Here is a 16,060-nt window from a genome sequence, read left to right on the forward strand (position 1 = left end):
GCGTTGGGAAACGCCGTGCGGCGGCTCGTGCCGAAGGGGTTAGCGCGTGATGGCGAAGATATTGCTGGTCGAGGATCACGAGGAGATCTGGGACTTCCTGTCCCGCCGCCTGAAACGGCGCGGCCACGAGGTCGTCCTGGCCCATGATGGCGAGGCCGGCGTGCAGCAGGCGCGTGCCTCACGTCCGGACGTGATCCTCCTCGACATGAACCTGCCGGTTCTCGATGGCTGGTCGGCGGCGCGTGCCCTGAAGTCGGGAAGCGACACGCAGCGGATTCCCATCATCGCGCTCACCGCCCACGCCATGTCCGGGGATCGCGACAAGGCGATCCAGGCCGGCTGCGACGATTACCACCCGAAGCCGGTCGACTTCTCGAAGCTTCTCAGCCAGATCAGCGCCGCGCTGGGCGAGACGGCGCCCGCCGCCGGCTGAGACGGCTCGGGATGGTGGGGGCCGAGGCTCCGCACCGGCGTGTTGGAAGCGTAAAGAGGTGAGGCGTCATTCATGAGCGACGATCCCGTCACGGCCCAGCGCCTCCGGCGGGCTCTGCCGCTCATCACCGCGCTGGCCTCGTTCCTCCTCGTCGTGGCGGTGATGGCCGCCCTCTATTTCGGGCGCGAGATCCTCGTCCCCGTCACGCTCGCGATTCTCCTCAGCTTCGTGCTGGTGCCGGCCGTGCGCGCCCTGCGTCGGACCGGGCTGCCGCGGGTGCCTGCCGTCATGCTCGTCGTCACGGTCGCCTTCGGGGCGCTGGTCGGCGTCGGATTGCTGATCGCCAACGAGGGTGCGCAACTCGCTTCCGACCTGCCGCGCTATCAGCTCACGATGCGCGAGAAGATTTCGTCGCTGCGCGGCGCCACCGAGAGCCAGGGCACGCTCTCGCGCTTCATCGACATGGTTCAGGATCTGGGCGCCGAGCTGCAGCCGCCGAAAGCCGAGGAGACGGGCAAGGGGACCGGCGGCGAGAAGCCGCTCACCGTCGAGATCAGGCCGCCGAAGGCAGGACTCATCGAGACACTCGGGACGTTCGCCGCGCCCGTCCTGCACCCCCTCGCGACGACCGGCCTGATCCTCATCTTCACGATCTTCATCCTCCTGCAGCGCGAGGACCTGCGAAATCGCATGATCCGCCTCGCGGGCTCGGGGGATCTGCGGCGGACCACGGCGGCCATCGACGACGCGGTCAGCCGCCTGAGCCGGTTCTTCCTCGCGCAGCTCGCGCTCAACGTCGCCTTCGGCATCGTGATCGGCGCCGGGCTCTGGCTGATCGGCGTGCCGAGCCCGACCCTGTTCGGCGTGCTCGCTGCGATCCTGCGCTTCGTGCCCTATATCGGCGCCGCGATCAGTGCGCTCCTGCCCATCGTGCTCGCGGCGGCGGTCGATCCCGGTTGGGGCATGGTGATCGCCACGGCCGCGCTCTTCCTCGTGGTGGAGCCGATCTGCGGTCACGTCGTCGAGCCGCTGCTCTACGGGCATTCGACCGGCCTTTCGCCGGTCGCCGTGATCCTTTCCGCCACGATCTGGACCTTCCTGTGGGGACCGATCGGCCTCGTGCTGGCCACCCCGCTGACGGTCTGCCTGGTGGTCCTCGGGCGCCATGTCGAGCGCCTCTGGTATCTCGACGTTCTCCTCGGCGACCAGCCGGCGCTCAGCCCGCCCGCGATCTTCTACCAGCGCATGCTCGCCAACGACCCGGCCGAGGCGATCGATCAGGGACGCGAATTCCTCAAGGAGCGCGCGCTCGTGACCTATTACGACGAGGTCGCCCTGGCGGGCCTTCTGCTCGCGCAGGAAGACCTCTCCCGCGGTACCCTCGACCGGGCGCGCCAGGACGAGGTCGGCCTCGCGCTCCGCATGGTCGTCGACCGGCTCGGCACCACGCGTGTCACCCGCCGTGCAGGCCGCGGCTCTCCCCGCATCGGCAGTTCCGAGACCGCGGCCGCGGTCGCGGCAGCCGGGCCGGACCGTCAGGCGGCCAATATCGTCTTGAAGACGGAGGAACTGGGTCCGCGCTGGCGGACGCCGACGCCGGTTCTCTGCGTGTCGAGCCGCGGGCCTTTCGACGAGGCGGCGACCCTGATGCTCAGCCAGATCCTGAAGCGGCACGGGCTCGCCTCGGAGGTCATCTCGATGCGCGCCCTACGTGAGGGCGAGCGGCCGAGCAGCACCGACTTCGCACTGATCTGCTTCTCCTACCTCGAGCCGGTGAGCCTGTCGCAGATCCGCTTCACGGTTCGACAGGCGCGGGCTGCCGTTCCCGGCGTGCGCATCCTCGTGGGGTTCTGGCGCGAGCGCGACCCCGCCACGCTGGACCGCCTCCGGCGGGCGACCTCCGCCGACATTCTGGTCACCTCCCTGAACGACGCGCTTGCCGCGTCGATCGAGGAGGCCCGCCGAGCTGCCGTCGCGCCTCCGACGAGACGCGCTCCGGACGCCGCCGCCTACGGGGCGACGACGATCGAGGCGGCGCCGGCCTGACGCGTCCGCGGCTCAGTCGACGGGCGCGATCAGCTTGACGGCGACCCCATGCGAATCATTCTCGAAGACATGGGCGACATCCTGGACCTGCCAGCGTCGGGCATCGGCTCCGAAGGCCAAAATCACGCATTCGCCGATGCGCGGGATGGGCTGCCCGGGAACGAAGACGATGGTGCGCCGAGAGGTTGTTCCCACAGCCTCCAAGTTACTGCCGCTGGCGATGAAGACGACGTCGATGCCGGACATGGTGTAGCCTTCGCACGTCACAACTTGTACGTTCAAAGATATGCCTGCTCAATCAGGCATGACCGTTCGAAGCGCACGACACGCGATCTCTTTGACTAGGGCGAGCTTTGTCCAAAATAAACCCACTCTTGCCTCCGCGAAGCGCTTTCGGCTTTGTCGCCTCGAAATATCGGGCATTTCGGCCGCGGCCTCCTGCTCGTCCCAGGAAATGCGGGATCTGCGCGGACGCCGTCGGTCCCGACTTGGTCGACACTGCACCGAGGGCGTCCTAAGACTCGGTTCCGTCGCCTGCGCATCCCGGGCAGCCTTTCCTCGATCAGGTGCGTCGCGCGAGCATGTCAGAGACGCCCGGAACTCCTCCCCATGACGCCGCGATCCGCGTGGAAGCGGACGGCACTGCCGATCTCGTTGACCGGCGCAACGACATCTTCTTCGCGGCGGTCGAGACCACGCGGATGCCGATGATCGTGACGGACCCGCGCCGGCCCGACAATCCGATCGTCTTCGCCAATCGCGCCTTCACGGCCATGACGGGCTACGGCCGGCACGAACTGCTCGGCCGCAATTGCCGATTCCTGCAGGGGCCGGAGACGGACCCGGACACGATCGACGAGATCCGTGCGGCGGTCGCGGAGAGGCGCGAGTTCGCGACCGAGATCCTGAACTACCGCAAGGACGGGTCCACCTTCTGGAACGCCCTGTTCGTCTCGCCGATCTACGATGCCGGAGGGGAGCTGACCTACTTCTTCAGCTCGCAGCTCGATGTCTCGCGCCGCCGCGACGCCGAGGACGCCCTCGGGCAGGCGCAGAAGATGGAGGCGCTTGGCCAGCTCACGGGCGGGATCGCCCACGACTTCAACAACCTGCTCCAGGTCATCGTCGGCTATGTCGACATTCTCGCCGCCGGCCTCGAGAATCCGAATGCCGATCGCGGGCGTCTCGGCCGGGCCACGGAGAACATCCGGCAGGCGGCGGAGCGGGCGACGACCCTGACCCAGCAACTTCTCGCCTTCGCGCGCAAGCAGCGGCTCGAGGGCCGCCCGGTGAACCTGAACGCGCTGATCCACGGGATGAGCGACATGGTGGCCCGCTCCCTCGGAGAGGCGATCGTCGTGGAGAAGCGGCTCGCCGACGACGTCTGGAACTGCAGGGTCGATCCCACGCAAGCCGAGGTCGCGATCCTCAACGTTCTCATCAACGCCCGGGACGCGATGCCCGAGGGCGGCAAGGTCATCATCGCGACCGAGAATCGGGAGGTCGACCCGAGCGCGACCGCCAGGGTCGGATCGCTCCAGGCTGGCCGCTACGTCACGCTCAGCATCACGGATACGGGAACCGGCATCTCGCCCGACGTGCTGGCCCGGGTCATGGACCCCTTCTTCACGACGAAGGACGAGGGCAAGGGCACCGGTCTCGGCCTCTCGATGGTCTACGGCTTCGCCAAGCAATCGGGCGGCGCGGCGCAGATCGAATCCAAGCTCGGCGAAGGGACGACCCTGCGCCTGTCGTTCCCCGCGATCTCGGGGCATGAGCGGGCACCGAAGCGCGCCACCAGCCGCGCCGTCGAGCGGCCCGGCACGGAGAAAGTCCTCATCGTCGACGACCGCGAGGACGTGGCCGAGCTCGCGCGGACGATCCTGCGCGATTACGGCTACACGACCCTGATGGCCCGCAACGGCCGGGAGGCTCTCGATGTGATCGAGGGCGACGAGTCGATCGACCTTCTCTTCACCGACCTCATCATGCCGGGTGGCATGAACGGCGTCGTGCTGGCGCGCGAAGCCCGCAAGCTTCGGCCGCGCCTGAAGATCCTTCTGACCACCGGCTACGCCGAGGCCAGCCTTGAGCGAACCGACGTCGGTGGTTCGGAGTTCGAACTTCTGAAGAAGCCCTATCGGCGCGTGGAGCTGATCCGGCGCATCCGTGCGGTGCTCGACGGGCCGACCGGGGTCGACTGAGTGCAGGCCGTGTCCGCATGTGAGGAGGTGGACGATGCCCCAGGGTGACAAGTCGAAATACACGGACAAGCAGGTCCGCAAGGCCGAGCACATCACCGAATCCTATCTCGACCGCGGCGTGCCGGAGAAGGAGGCGGAGGCTCGCGCCTGGGCGACGGTCAACAAGGATGACGGCGGCGGCAAGAAGCCTGGCGGCTCGGGCCGCGGGCGGTCGACGGGCCGACCAGCCGCCCGGAAGGGCGGCGCCGCAGGGGGGAAGGCGTCGGCCTCGCGCACGGCGGCCGAACGTTCGGCTTCGGCGAAGAAGGCGGCCGAGACGCGCAAGCGGAATGCCGCGCACGCGGCTCACTGATCGCTGCGGTTCGCCCTGCTCATTGGGGATGGGCCGCCGCGATTGCGCAAAGGCTGGCACCGGCGATGAGCCCGCGACGGTCCACCTCGATCGGGCGCCTCACTTCACGTTGGCACGGTCATTCGCGAGGCGCTCGGCGCGGGCGCGCTCATCCGCGCTGAGGCCGGTCAGCGTCTGATCGAGCCACGCGTCAGAGAGGCCCTGCGCCGCCGCGGCGAGGTTCCAGGCGGCCGCTTCCACGACGTTCTTCGGAACGCCGCGCCCGACTGCGTAGAGCCGCGAAATCCGGTTCTGAGCGATGGCGTTCCCGCGCGCCGCGGCGTGCAGGAAGTAGCGTGCCGCGCGCCCCTCGTCCTTCGGCACGCCTGTCCCGTTGAAGAGGAGGATCGCGAACTCGACCTCGCCCGCGAGGTCCCCGTTGTCCGCCGACCGGCGAAACCACTCGGCCGCCTTCGAGGCATCCTTCGGCACGCCACGACCCTGCAGGTAGAGGACGCCGAGATCGTGTTGGGCGGGTCCGAGCTCCGCATCCGCGGCCTTCCGGAAGAGCGTCGCGGCCCGGGCCTGATCCGGCTCCGTCCCCGAGCCGAGGAGGATCAGGGCGAGATTGTAGGCGGCCTGCGGCTGACCGCGCTCGGCCGCCTGCTCCAGCCAGCGACGGCCGAGCTTCGGGTCCTTCGGCATGCCGCGCCCGTCCATCGCCATCAGGCCGAGGGAGGCCATCGCGGCGATATCGCCCTGAGCGGCGGCGAGCTTGTACCATTCCGCCGCCTTGAGCGGATCCTGCTTGGTCCCGAGGCCCTGATTGTAGAGCTCACCGAGCAGCGTCATCGCGGCACCGTCCTTGCGGTCGGCCTCGATGCGCTTCGTCGCCTCCCGGAAAGCGGTGATGTACTGGCCGCGCTGATAGGCGCCGTAGGCGAAATCCGGTGGCTGGCTCGTGGCGGGCGGCCGGGCGCCTCCGACGTAGTTCGGGGTGTAGGGCGTCGGCAGATCGCGCGCGGGCGCCTTCAGCACCTCCGGCGCAGCCGGCGGCCGCGGCGTCTGCTGCGGCGCGGCCTGGTTCTGCGCCGCGAAGGCCGGGACCGGCAGAGCGGTCCAGGCCGTCAGCAGCAATCCGAGCCCGACCCTACGCCTCAAGACGCAGCCTCGGGTCGGGAGAGCTGGGACATGGCGCGCGCGACCGCATCGGGTCCCCCGGTCCAGAGACCGCTTTCCAGACCGACGAATTCCGTTCCCGTCGCCGCAAGTCCGGCGACCTCCTCTTCGGCAGCCGCCACCGCAATGCAGGGCGTCTCGAAGATTTCGGCCCACCACGCCGCGCGCTCGCGCACGCTCTCGGGATCGGGAGCCGCGCCGTCGGCGTAGAGACCACCGACCATCAGATAGTCGATCCCCGCCTCGCCGGCCTCCATGGCACCGTGACGGGTCTCGATGCCGCCAGCCCCGAGAATGCGTCCGTCCCGAAGCCGCTCCCGAAGGTCCCGAAGCGCGGCATCGTTCGGCTTGTCGATGTGAACGCCGTCGGCGCCGCCGCGGGCCGCGACGCTGACGATGTCGCCGGTGCGGTCCGGGCAGGCGATCACCAGCGCCGCGCCGTGCTTCTGCGTCACCGCAGCGACGCGCTTCACGAGGGCGACGAGGCTGCGCTCGTCGGCCGCCGCCAGCCGAAGGACGAACGCCGCGACGTCACCCGCGACGAAGGCGCCATCGAGCGCGGGGAGAAGCGCGTCGAGGCCCGGGGCCTCGACGCGGTGCGGGGAGAGGAGGGCGAGCCGGGTCTTGATGTCCGTCATGATGCCGGTGCCGCCCGTTCTCAGCGGGCCGTGTCGATCTTCTGGGCGAGAGAGCCGTCGGCGTAGCGCTTGGCCATGGCCGCGGTCGAGATCGGGCGGATCTTCGATCCCTGACCGGCCGTATTGAACTCCTCGAAGCGCTGCTTGCAGAGCTTCGTCATCGCGTCCATGGCGGGCTTCAGGTACTTGCGCGGATCGAACTCGGCCTTGTTCTCGGTGAGTACCTTCCGGATCTGGCCCGTCATCGCCATCCGGTTGTCGGTGTCGATGTTGATCTTGCGCACGCCGTGCTTGATGCCGCGCTGGATCTCCTCGACGGGCACGCCCCAGGTCGGCTTCATCTCACCGCCGTACTGGTTGATGATGTCCTGAAGATCCTGAGGCACCGAGGAGGAGCCGTGCATGACGAGGTGGGTCGTCGGCAGGCGGCGATGGATCTCCTCGATCACGTTCATCGCGAGGACGGCGCCGTCCGGCTTGCGGGTGAACTTGTAGGCACCGTGGCTCGTGCCCATCGCCACCGCGAGTGCGTCGACCTGGGTGGCGGAGACGAATTTCACGGCCTCCTCCGGATCGGTCAGGAGCTGATCGTGGGACAGCTCGCCCTCGGCGCCGTGCCCGTCCTCGGCCTCGCCCGTGCCGCTCTCCAGAGAGCCGAGAACGCCGAGCTCGCCCTCGACGGAAACGCCCGCCCAATGGGCCATCTCGGAGACCTTGCGGGTGATCTCGACGTTGTAGGCGTAATCGGCGGGTGTCTTGCCATCGGCCTTCAGCGAGCCGTCCATCATCACCGAGGTGAAGCCGTACTGGATCGCGGTGGCGCAGGTGGCTTCGTTGTTGCCGTGGTCGAGATGCATGCAGACCGGGATGTGCGGATAGATCTCGACGAGGCCGTCGATCATCTTGGCGAGGAGCACGTCGTTGGCGTAGGCGCGCGCGCCGCGGCTCGCCTGCAGGATGACGGGGCTGTCGGTCGCGTCCGCCGCCGCCATGATGGCGAGCCCCTGCTCCATGTTGTTCATGTTGAAGGCCGGCACGCCGTACTCGTACTCGGCGGCATGATCGAGAAGCTGTCTCAACGTGATCCGCGCCATCTCACAACTCCTCGTCGACTAGGGCCTGCCATCGGGCCGTATATAGGCGCGGCACCGCTCGGGACGGAGCGGGCCGCCGGAATTTTGTGCTGGAACCGGGGCCGCCCGGCAGCCCTATTTCGCGCGCAAGGCCTCGACGCCAGGGAGCGCCTTCCCCTCAAGCCATTCGAGGAAGGCGCCGCCCGCCGTCGAGATGTAGGAGAAGTCCTCGCCGACACCGGCGTGGTTGAGCGCTGCGACCGTGTCGCCGCCGCCAGCCACCGAGACGAGCTTGCCGGACTTGGTGCGCCCGGCAGCGTAACGCGCCGCGGCGACCGTCGCCGCGTCGAAGGGGGTGAGCTCGAAGGCGCCGAGCGGGCCGTTCCAGACGAGGGTCGCCGCCGTGTCGATCGCCGCCTCGATCTCGTGGACCGAGCTGGGACCGGCATCGAGGATCATGCCGCCTTCCGGCACCTCCTCGACGCCGACCGTCTCGTGGGGTGCATTCGCCTTGAACTCGGAGGCGACGACGGCATCGACCGGCAGGATGATCCGGCACTGGGCAGCCTTCGCCGCCGCGAGGATCCGCGTCGCGGTCTCGGCGAGGTCGCGCTCGCAGAGCGACTTGCCGACAGCCTTTCCTTGCGCGTGCAGGAAGGTGTTGGCCATGCCGCCACCGATAACGAGCATGTCGACCTTCGAGACGAGGTTCTGAAGGAGGTCGATCTTCGAGGAGACCTTGGCGCCGCCGACGAGCGCGATGACGGGACGCTGGGGTGCTTCCAGGCCCTTCGTCAGGGCGTCGAGCTCGGCCTGCATCAGACGGCCCGCATAAGCGGGCAGCCGGTGGGCGAGGCCCTCGGTCGAGGCGTGGGCGCGGTGTGCGGCCGAGAAGGCCTCGTTCACGTAGATATCCCCGTTCCGGGCGAGGGCGTCCGTGAAGGCCGGGTCGTTCTTCTCCTCGCCCGCGTGGTAGCGGGTGTTCTCGAGGAGCAGCACGTCGCCGTCCTTCAGGCCGGCGACGGCCGTTTCGGCGGCTCCGCCGATGCAATCCTCCGCGAAGGCGACCGGGCGGCCGAGATGGCGGCTCAGCGTCTCCACAACGGGCTTCAGCGAATCCTTCGGATCGGGCTTGCCCTTCGGTCGTCCGAAATGGGCGAGCAGCACGACCTTTCCGCCGCCCTCCGCGATCTCGCGGATCGTCGGCACGACGCGCTCGATGCGCGTCGCGTCCGTCACGCGGCCCCCCTCCATCGGCACGTTCAGATCCACCCGCAGCAGCACGCGCTTGCCCGCGAGCGAGCCGGCATCGTCGAGGGTTCGGAAAGCGGTCATGAGATCCTTCGTCGGTCTGCGGCGCTCAGCGCTGCGGGATCAGGGCATCGAGGTGGAGGCGCTGCACCGCGATCATCAGCACGACGGTGACGACGGCCGTGATGATCGCCGTGAGCACGAGGGCGCCGGCGCCCGGCAGGCGCTTCGTCCGGTCGGAGACGGCGCGGACCTCGGTCCGGAGGGCGGCGAGGTCGGCCTGGCGGGCGGCCTCGTTCATGCGGGACGAGGCGTTCTCGACCTTGTCCTCGACGCGCGAGAGGAGCGCCTCGGACCGCGCGTACTTGTCCTCGATCCGCGAGCACTTGTCCTCGATCCGCGCGAGCTGATCGATCAGCTGGGACGCGGAGAGGGGGCCTCCGGAGACCGGGCGCGCGGCCGGGGCCGCCCCCTGTGCCGGCTTGAGCTCGGCCGTCGGGGGAGCCGCCGGCGCCTTCGCCTCGGGGCCGGCCGGAGGCGGGGTCGGCGGCGTCTGCGGGATGAAGTTCTGTCCGGTCGCGGGATTGGGCGAGGCTTCAGTCATCGCAGGCGCACCTTCCTGTGGCGTGATAACGCCGGGCTACGTCTCAAGCCGCGCCCGGTCCGGCTGGCCGAGTGTCGCCCGAACGATACGGCGGGTCGAGGGCGGGACCCTGCGCGGAGGCCGCCGGGAGGACCCGGCGTGCGACCGCGCACGGTCGGCGGCCGATCAGATCAGCTTGGCCATCGCCACGGCCGTGTCGGCCATGCGGTTCGAGAAGCCCCACTCGTTGTCGTACCAGGACAGGATGCGCACGAAGGTGCCGTCCATGACCTTGGTCTGGTCGAGGTGGAAGGTCGACGAATGCGGATCGTGGTTGAAGTCGATCGACACGTTCGGACGGTCGGTCACGCCCAGCACGCCCTTGAGGGGGCCGTTCGCGGCGGCCTTGATCGCCTCGTTGATCTCCTCGACGGAGGTCGCGCGCTTGGCCGTGAAGACGAGGTCCACCGCCGAGACGTTCGGGGTCGGAACGCGGATCGCGGTCCCGTCGAGCTTGCCCTTCAGCTCCGGCAGGACGAGGCCCACCGCCTTGGCGGCGCCCGTCGAGGTCGGGATCATCGAGAGCGCCGCGGCGCGGGCCCGGTAGAGATCCTTGTGCATCTGGTCGAGCGAGGGCTGGTCGTTCGTGTAGGAGTGGATCGTCGTCATGAAGCCGCGCTCGATGCCGACGGTCTCGTTCAGCACCTTGGCCACCGGCGCGAGGCAGTTCGTGGTGCAGGAGGCGTTCGAGACGACGAGGTGCTCGCCCGTCAGCTTGTCGTGGTTCACGCCGTAGACGACGGTGAGGTCGGCGCCGTCGCCCGGGGCCGAGATGAGGACGCGCTTGGCGCCCGCCTCGAGATGGGCCTTCGCCTTGTCCTTGGCGGTGAAGATGCCCGTGCATTCGAGGGCGATGTCGACGCCGAGGTCGCGGTGGGGCAGTTCGGCCGGGTTGCGCACGGCCGTGACCTTGATCCGCTTGCCGTCGATGACGAGGCTGTCGCCCTCGACGCCGACCTCGCCCGGGTAGCGGCCGTGGACGGAATCGTAGCGCAGCAGGTGCGCGTTCGTCTCGACCGGGCCGAGATCGTTGATCGCGACGACCTCGATGTCGCTGCGGCCGGCTTCGTGGATGGCGCGCAGAACGTTGCGGCCGATGCGCCCGAACCCGTTGATGGCAACCTTCACCGTCACGGCGTGACTCCTTCCTGTAGGGGGGCGCCGGTCAGCGGCGCGCTCCGGTCTTGCGAGCGTGTCTTGCGAGCGTGGCGGCCCGGCCGCCCGGCCGTGCCTGCTCTGTGCGAAACGGGGGTGAACCTGCGATGAACCGGGGCCGTGCCGGGCTCCGCGCCAGCGCGGAAGCGCATCCGGTCGACGGATGACGCGCGCGGGGGCCTCGGGTCTGTCACGGGATGAAGTTCCGGCTCTGCGCCGCCTCGCGGCTTCGCTGTCAGCGGCGGCTGTCTAGCATGCGACCCCACCTAGTCAAAGGTTGCGGTGTGACAATCCCTCGGCGATGAACAGGAGGCATGCACGGCACGGGCGCATCGCAGGGTTCAGGCGTCCGAAGCGTTCCGGAGAGTCCCGCTGATGACCGCCTCGATCGACGACGCCCTCCTGCGCCTCGACGCCGCCCTGAACCGCCTGGAGACGACGGTGGCGCGGCGGCTCGAGGCGGCGCGCGACCCGGACGAGCGCGAGGTCGAGCTCGCCATCATGGGGGAGGACCGGGCCCGGCTTGCCGCGGCCCTCGACGCCGCCCAGGCGCGGCTGGCCGAGGTGACGGCGACGGCCGACGCGATCGGCGGCCGGCTCGACCGGGCGATCGACACCGTGGAGGGCGTGCTGGCCGAGCGCGACGGGGAGGGGAGGCCACCCGCATGATCGCGCACTCCGAACCGGCCGATGCGATCACGAATCGACGGGTCCGGACGTTGATCGCGATCATCGCCCGGGAGCGCCGCATCCTGGCTTGACCCGCCGCCTCCCGCCCCGCAAGCCGATGAACCCCGCAACGGACCGCCCCGACGCCGATGCCCCAGATCAACGTCACCATCGACGGCAAGAACTACCGGATGGCCTGCGCGGAGGGCGAGCAGGACCACCTGGCCGAGCTCGCCGCCGCCTTCGACGCCCGCGTCGGCGAGATGCGCCGGGCCTTCGGCGAGATCGGCGACATGCGCCTCCACGTCATGGCGGCCCTGACGGTGACGGACGAGCTCGCCGAGCTGAAGCGGCGCATCGGCGCGCTGGAGGCGGAGACGGCCGCCCTCCGGGCTCTCACGGAGGGCGCCGAGGCCGAGCGCTCGGAGCGGGAGGCGCGCCTCGCGGACGGCGTCGGCCGGGCGGCCGAGCGGATCGAGCGCCTGTCGCAGGCTCTCGCGACCGCGCCGTGAAATCCTGCGGCCGCGCCCCTGGCGCCGCCCCCCGGGCGACGCTACATGGGGTGGGCGGGGCTGCAGGGTTCGTCAGGAGAACTTTTCCCCGGGGCCTTATCGACTCCCTCGGGAGCTGTCCCTGGCCTCGTCCCTGGACTTGGCCAACACGGCGCCCACCTACGCTGTAGGTTTCCCGGGATCGACACTCCAACGGCTCACGTGGCTCCGCACTCGACCTCTCCCATCTCCGCCCTCAAGGCCGACCTCCGCCGCGAGGCGCTCGCCCGCCGCGACGCCCTCGACCCCGACCTGCGCCGCGAGGGCTCGCTGCGGATCGCCGAGGCCGTCCTCGACGTGCCGGGGCTCGCCGAGGCGCCGATCGTCGGCGCCTTCTGGCCGATCCGGAGCGAGGTCGATCCGCGCCCGATCATCGAACGCCTCTTCGCCCGCGGCCAGCGCGTGGCGCTGCCCAAGGTCACGCCGGAGGGCCTCGTCTTCCGCGAGTGGAAGGCCGGCGAGGCGCTGGTGCGGGGCGGCTTCGGCCTGAGCGAGCCGCGCGACGAGCTGCCCCCCCTCGACCCGACCGCCCTGATCGTGCCGCTCGCCGCCTTCGACCGGCGCGGCCAGCGCATCGGCTACGGCCGGGGCTACTTCGACCACGCCATCTCCCGCCTCGGCGCGAACGGCCCGGTCCTCACGATCGGCATCGCCTTCTCCGTGCAGGAGATCGAGGAGGTGCCCGCCGAACCGCACGACCGGCCCCTCGACCACCTGATGACCGAGGCCGGTCCCGTCTCCCTCGTCAAGACAGCGACCGATGCGCCTGCTCTTCCTCGGTGACGTCGTCGGGCGGCCCGGCCGCCACGCCGTCGCGGACCGCCTGCCCGCCCTGCGCGAGCGCTGGCGCCTCGATTGCGTCGTCGTCAACGGCGAGAACGCGGCCGGCGGCTTCGGCATCACCGAGGCGATCTGCGACGAGATCCTGCAGGCCGGCGCCGATGCCGTCACCCTCGGCAACCACAGCTTCGACCAGCGCGAGGCCCTCGTCTTCATCGCGCGCCAGCCGCGGCTGATCCGCCCCGCCAATTACCCGTCCGGCACGCCGGGGCGGGGCGCCACCATCGTCGAGACCCGCGACGGTGCCCGCGTCCTCGTCGTGAACGTGATGGGCCGGATCTACATGGACGCGATGGACGATCCCTTCGCCGCGGCGGAGCGGGAACTCTCCGCCTGCCCCCTCGGCGAGGCGGCCGACGCCGTCATCGTCGACGTCCATGCGGAGGCGACGAGCGAGAAGCAGGCCTTCGCCCACTTCCTCGACGGGCGCGCGAGCCTCGTCGTCGGCACCCACACCCACGTGCCCACCGCCGACCACCGCATCCTGCCCGGCGGCACCGCCTACCTGTCCGATGCGGGCATGTGCGGCGACTACGATTCGGTCCTCGGCATGCACAAGGACGAGCCCCTGCGGCGCTTCCTCCAGAAGACGCCGGGCTCCCGCCTCGAGGCGGCGGCCGGGGAGGGGACGCTCTCCGGCCTCGCCGTCGAGACCGACGCGCGCGGCCTCGCGACCCTCGTCGCGCCTGTGCGTTTCGGGCCGCACCTCGAGGAAACTTGGCCGCGCGCCTGGGATTGAGGGCGGCCACCGCCGCCGCCCCGCGCGCCGCCGACTTGATCGGGTCAGCCCCTGCCGCCAGAGTGACGGCAGCATCTGTCCGGCGCGCCGTTTCCTGTGCGAGCGGTCCTGAGCCAACCATCAGAGAGTTGTGACCGATGGCGGCCCGTCCCGCGTCCCCTCCGTTGGCCAAGCCCGGCATCTACCTCGTGCGGATGCTGGTCTTCCTGATCCTGATCGGCTTCCTCGCCTTCGTCCTGTTCAAGCAGATCACGCCGGCCTTCCTCGCCAATCCGGGCCTGAACGGGCTCATCCTCGGCGTGCTGCTGATCGCGGTGCTCCTCGCCTTCGGGCAGGTGTTCCGGCTGTTCCGGGAGGTCGCCTTCGTCAACGCGGTCGCGGCCGGCGAGACGCCGCGCAAGGCGCCGAACCTCCTCGCGCCGCTCGTCCCGGCCATCGAGGCGAGGCGCGAGGGTGCGTCGCTGCCCGGCACGCGCTCCTTCCTCGACACGGTCGACGCACGCCTCGACGAGGGCCGCGACATCCTGCGCTACGTCGCGGGCCTTCTCATCCTGCTCGGCCTCCTCGGCACCTTCTGGGGTTTGATCGACACGCTCTCGGCGGTTGGGTCCGTCATCAAGTCGATGCGCGGCGGCGGCGAGGCCAGCGTGATGTTCGACGAGCTGAAGAACGGCCTCGCCGTGCCGCTCGGCGGCATCGGCCTCGCCTTCTCGGCCTCGCTGTTCGGCCTCGCCAGCTCCCTCGTCATCGGCTTCCTCGATCTCCAGGCCGGGCAGGCCCATGCCCGCTTCCACAACGAGCTCGAGGATTGGCTGACCTCCGGCGCCGTCGAGGAGACGGTGGCCGGCCCGCGCCCGCTCGCCATCGCGCAGGACCCCGCCGTCGCCCGGGAGCTGAAGGAGGCGGTCGACCGGCTCACCGGCATCATCTCGGAGGGGGCGAACAGTCGCGCCGCGACCCAGGCCATGACCAACCTCGCGGAGGGCATCCAGGGGCTCGTTCAGCACATGCGGGCCGAGCAGCAGATGATCCGCGACTGGGTCGAGGCGCAGGCGAGCCGGGAGCGCGAGCTGAAGCAGGTGCTCGACCGCCTCGGCCGCGAGCGGGTCTGAGCCGTGGCGTCCCGTGCCGCCCGGCGCGAGCGCGCGCTCAATGTCTGGCCGGGCTACGTCGACGCGCTCGCGACGCTGCTCCTGTCGGTGGTGTTCCTGCTGACGATCTTCGTGGTCGGGCAGTTCTTTCTCTCGCAGGAGATCTCGGGCCGGGACACGGTCCTGAACAAGCTCAACCGCCAGATCGCGGATCTGACGGACCTCCTCGCGCTGGAGCGCTCGAACCGCCGCGCCCAGGAGGAGACCGCGCAGAACCTGCGCACGACCCTCCTCACCGCCGAATCCGACCGCGACCGCCTGCAGGCGCAGGTCGAGGCGGGCGCGGCGGCGAAGGGGCAGACGGGCGAGCTCGACAAGCAGCTCCAGGCCGAGCGCGGCGCCACCTCGCGGGCGCTGACCCAGATCGACCTCCTCAACCAGCAGATCAGCGCGATGCGGCGCCAGCTCGCGGCGCTGGAGGACGCGCTCGCGGCCTCCGAATCGCGCGACCGCGAGAGCCAGGCCCGCATCGCCGATCTCGGCAGCCGCCTGAACGTGGCGCTCGCGCAGAAGGTGCAGGAACTCGCCCGCTACCGCTCCGACTTCTTCGGGCGCCTGCGCCAGATTCTGGGCAACCGCAGCGACATTCGCGTGGTGGGCGACCGCTTCGTGCTGCAATCCGAGGTGCTGTTCCCGGCCGGCTCCGCCTCGCTCAAGGCCGAGGCCGGGCCCGAGCTCGACCGGATCGCGGGCGCGATCCTCGACCTCGCGAAGCAGATCCCGGCGGATCTGCCCTGGGTGCTTCGGGTCGACGGCCACACCGACGCGCGGCCCATCGCCAGCGCGCAATTCCCCTCGAACTGGTCGCTCTCGGCCGCCCGCGCCATCGCGGTGGTGCAGTATCTCGTCGGCAAGGGCCTCCCGCCCCAGCGCCTGCTCGCCGGCGCCTTCGGCGAGTTCCAGCCCCTCGACACGGGCACCTCCGACGACGCCTATGCCCGCAACCGCCGGATCGAGATGAAGCTGACCGAGCGTTAGCGCGGATCCACCTCTCCCGTTCGGGAGAGGTCGAGTCGGCGGCAGCCGACCGGGTGAGGGGCGCGACCTTTCCGGAAAGACCTGTATCCCTCACCCTGTCCCTCTCCCGAACGGGAGAGGGGACCCGCGCTCGCTCCTTCGTGAGGCGCGCCGTGCGTCCGGCCGTGCTGCAATGCGGG

17 protein-coding genes and 1 other RNA gene are annotated in these 16,060 nt (G+C 70.1%); 11 read left to right on the forward strand and 7 right to left on the reverse strand.

Annotated features, from left to right (window positions below; all coding sequences use genetic code 11):
* Positions 1 to 49: 49 nt before the first annotated feature.
* Together J2X36_RS14365 and J2X36_RS14370 are read left to right on the forward strand one after the other, a co-directional pair.
* A complete protein-coding gene (locus J2X36_RS14365) occupies positions 50 to 433 on the forward strand; it encodes a response regulator (protein WP_132249503.1) in 384 nt (127 codons plus the stop codon).
* Between the two features lie 72 nt (positions 434 to 505).
* The gene (locus J2X36_RS14370) at positions 506 to 2,479 is read left to right on the forward strand and encodes an AI-2E family transporter (RefSeq protein WP_310350786.1); all 1,974 of its coding nucleotides are present in this window, start codon (positions 506 to 508) and stop codon (positions 2,477 to 2,479) included.
* A gap of 12 nt (positions 2,480 to 2,491) precedes the next feature.
* Here J2X36_RS14370 and J2X36_RS14375 read toward each other — a convergent pair whose 3' ends face one another.
* Entirely contained in the window at positions 2,492 to 2,725 is a 234-nt protein-coding gene (locus J2X36_RS14375) for a hypothetical protein (RefSeq protein WP_132249507.1), read from the reverse strand.
* A gap of 335 nt (positions 2,726 to 3,060) precedes the next feature.
* Between J2X36_RS14375 and J2X36_RS14380 the strand changes: the two genes are divergently transcribed.
* Positions 3,061 to 4,683 carry a hybrid sensor histidine kinase/response regulator gene (locus J2X36_RS14380; RefSeq protein WP_310350789.1) on the forward strand — a complete coding sequence of 541 codons (1,623 nt, stop codon included), beginning with the start codon at positions 3,061 to 3,063 and terminating at the stop codon, positions 4,681 to 4,683.
* Between the two features lie 34 nt (positions 4,684 to 4,717).
* Positions 4,718 to 5,035: a plasmid stabilization protein gene (locus tag J2X36_RS14385; RefSeq protein WP_310350791.1), complete on the forward strand. Its 318-nt coding sequence runs from the start codon at positions 4,718 to 4,720 to the stop codon at positions 5,033 to 5,035.
* 99 nt (positions 5,036 to 5,134) lie between these two features.
* Here the strand turns inward: J2X36_RS14385 and J2X36_RS14390 are convergent, their stop codons facing one another.
* From J2X36_RS14390 to gap, 6 genes are all read right to left on the reverse strand, one after another.
* Positions 5,135 to 6,175 carry a tetratricopeptide repeat protein gene (locus J2X36_RS14390; protein WP_310350796.1) on the reverse strand — a complete coding sequence of 347 codons (1,041 nt, stop codon included), beginning with the start codon at positions 6,173 to 6,175 and terminating at the stop codon, positions 5,135 to 5,137.
* Positions 6,172 to 6,831: a thiamine phosphate synthase gene (locus tag J2X36_RS14395; RefSeq protein ID WP_310350798.1), complete on the reverse strand. Its 660-nt coding sequence runs from the start codon at positions 6,829 to 6,831 to the stop codon at positions 6,172 to 6,174. The genes J2X36_RS14390 and J2X36_RS14395 overlap by 4 nt, the downstream gene beginning before the upstream one ends.
* Before the next feature lie 20 nt (positions 6,832 to 6,851).
* Positions 6,852 to 7,925 carry a class II fructose-bisphosphate aldolase gene (fba, locus tag J2X36_RS14400; RefSeq protein WP_132249517.1) on the reverse strand — a complete coding sequence of 358 codons (1,074 nt, stop codon included), beginning with the start codon at positions 7,923 to 7,925 and terminating at the stop codon, positions 6,852 to 6,854.
* 114 nt (positions 7,926 to 8,039) lie between these two features.
* Positions 8,040 to 9,239 carry a phosphoglycerate kinase gene (locus J2X36_RS14405; protein ID WP_310350804.1) on the reverse strand — a complete coding sequence of 400 codons (1,200 nt, stop codon included), beginning with the start codon at positions 9,237 to 9,239 and terminating at the stop codon, positions 8,040 to 8,042.
* Between the two features lie 25 nt (positions 9,240 to 9,264).
* Positions 9,265 to 9,759, reverse strand: coding sequence for a hypothetical protein (locus J2X36_RS14410; protein WP_132249521.1), 495 nt, complete (start codon positions 9,757 to 9,759; stop codon positions 9,265 to 9,267).
* 165 nt (positions 9,760 to 9,924) lie between these two features.
* Positions 9,925 to 10,932 (reverse strand): type I glyceraldehyde-3-phosphate dehydrogenase, encoded by a 1,008-nt coding sequence (gap, locus tag J2X36_RS14415; RefSeq protein WP_132249523.1) that lies wholly within the window; start codon positions 10,930 to 10,932, stop codon positions 9,925 to 9,927.
* 396 nt (positions 10,933 to 11,328) lie between these two features.
* Between gap and J2X36_RS14420 the strand changes: the two genes are divergently transcribed.
* The 7 genes from J2X36_RS14420 (at position 11,329) to J2X36_RS14450 (ending at position 15,881) form a co-directional block, all read left to right on the forward strand.
* Positions 11,329 to 11,622 (forward strand): DUF4164 family protein, encoded by a 294-nt coding sequence (locus tag J2X36_RS14420; protein WP_310350808.1) that lies wholly within the window; start codon positions 11,329 to 11,331, stop codon positions 11,620 to 11,622.
* 149 nt (positions 11,623 to 11,771) lie between these two features.
* On the forward strand, positions 11,772 to 12,134 hold the full coding sequence (locus J2X36_RS14425) for a cell division protein ZapA (RefSeq protein ID WP_310350810.1): 363 nt from the start codon (positions 11,772 to 11,774) through the stop codon (positions 12,132 to 12,134).
* A 54-nt stretch (positions 12,135 to 12,188) separates the two neighbouring features.
* A non-coding RNA gene (ssrS, locus tag J2X36_RS14430) (6S RNA) lies at positions 12,189 to 12,346 on the forward strand.
* Positions 12,336 to 12,956, forward strand: coding sequence for a 5-formyltetrahydrofolate cyclo-ligase (locus tag J2X36_RS14435; protein WP_132249529.1), 621 nt, complete (start codon positions 12,336 to 12,338; stop codon positions 12,954 to 12,956). The genes ssrS and J2X36_RS14435 overlap by 11 nt, the downstream gene beginning before the upstream one ends.
* Positions 12,934 to 13,752: a TIGR00282 family metallophosphoesterase gene (locus J2X36_RS14440; protein ID WP_132249531.1), complete on the forward strand. Its 819-nt coding sequence runs from the start codon at positions 12,934 to 12,936 to the stop codon at positions 13,750 to 13,752. The genes J2X36_RS14435 and J2X36_RS14440 overlap by 23 nt, the downstream gene beginning before the upstream one ends.
* A gap of 137 nt (positions 13,753 to 13,889) precedes the next feature.
* Complete coding sequence (locus J2X36_RS14445) at positions 13,890 to 14,864, forward strand: MotA/TolQ/ExbB proton channel family protein (RefSeq protein WP_310350817.1); 975 nt, start codon at positions 13,890 to 13,892, stop codon at positions 14,862 to 14,864.
* Between the two features lie 3 nt (positions 14,865 to 14,867).
* Positions 14,868 to 15,881, forward strand: coding sequence for a peptidoglycan -binding protein (locus J2X36_RS14450; protein WP_310350819.1), 1,014 nt, complete (start codon positions 14,868 to 14,870; stop codon positions 15,879 to 15,881).
* The last annotated feature ends 179 nt before the right edge of the window (positions 15,882 to 16,060 follow it).

This window comes from Methylobacterium sp. BE186 (assembly GCF_031457035.1).
GTDB lineage: Bacteria > Pseudomonadota > Alphaproteobacteria > Rhizobiales > Beijerinckiaceae > Methylobacterium > Methylobacterium segetis.

Bases quoted from the DNA above. Each gene is read 5' to 3' on its own strand.
- J2X36_RS14365 (WP_132249503.1), top strand. From the start codon at position 50: ATGGCGAAGATATTGCTGGTCGAGGATCACGAGGAGATCTGGGACTTC.
- J2X36_RS14370 (WP_310350786.1), top strand. From the start codon at position 506: ATGAGCGACGATCCCGTCACGGCCCAGCGCCTCCGGCGGGCTCTGCCG.
- J2X36_RS14375 (WP_132249507.1), bottom strand. From the start codon at position 2,725: ATGTCCGGCATCGACGTCGTCTTCATCGCCAGCGGCAGTAACTTGGAG.
- J2X36_RS14380 (WP_310350789.1), top strand. From the start codon at position 3,061: ATGTCAGAGACGCCCGGAACTCCTCCCCATGACGCCGCGATCCGCGTG.
- J2X36_RS14385 (WP_310350791.1), top strand. From the start codon at position 4,718: ATGCCCCAGGGTGACAAGTCGAAATACACGGACAAGCAGGTCCGCAAG.
- J2X36_RS14395 (WP_310350798.1), bottom strand. From the start codon at position 6,831: ATGACGGACATCAAGACCCGGCTCGCCCTCCTCTCCCCGCACCGCGTC.
- fba (WP_132249517.1), bottom strand. From the start codon at position 7,925: ATGGCGCGGATCACGTTGAGACAGCTTCTCGATCATGCCGCCGAGTAC.
- J2X36_RS14405 (WP_310350804.1), bottom strand. From the start codon at position 9,239: ATGACCGCTTTCCGAACCCTCGACGATGCCGGCTCGCTCGCGGGCAAG.
- J2X36_RS14410 (WP_132249521.1), bottom strand. From the start codon at position 9,759: ATGACTGAAGCCTCGCCCAATCCCGCGACCGGACAGAACTTCATCCCG.
- J2X36_RS14420 (WP_310350808.1), top strand. From the start codon at position 11,329: ATGACCGCCTCGATCGACGACGCCCTCCTGCGCCTCGACGCCGCCCTG.
- J2X36_RS14425 (WP_310350810.1), top strand. From the start codon at position 11,772: ATGCCCCAGATCAACGTCACCATCGACGGCAAGAACTACCGGATGGCC.
- J2X36_RS14440 (WP_132249531.1), top strand. From the start codon at position 12,934: ATGCGCCTGCTCTTCCTCGGTGACGTCGTCGGGCGGCCCGGCCGCCAC.
- J2X36_RS14445 (WP_310350817.1), top strand. From the start codon at position 13,890: ATGGCGGCCCGTCCCGCGTCCCCTCCGTTGGCCAAGCCCGGCATCTAC.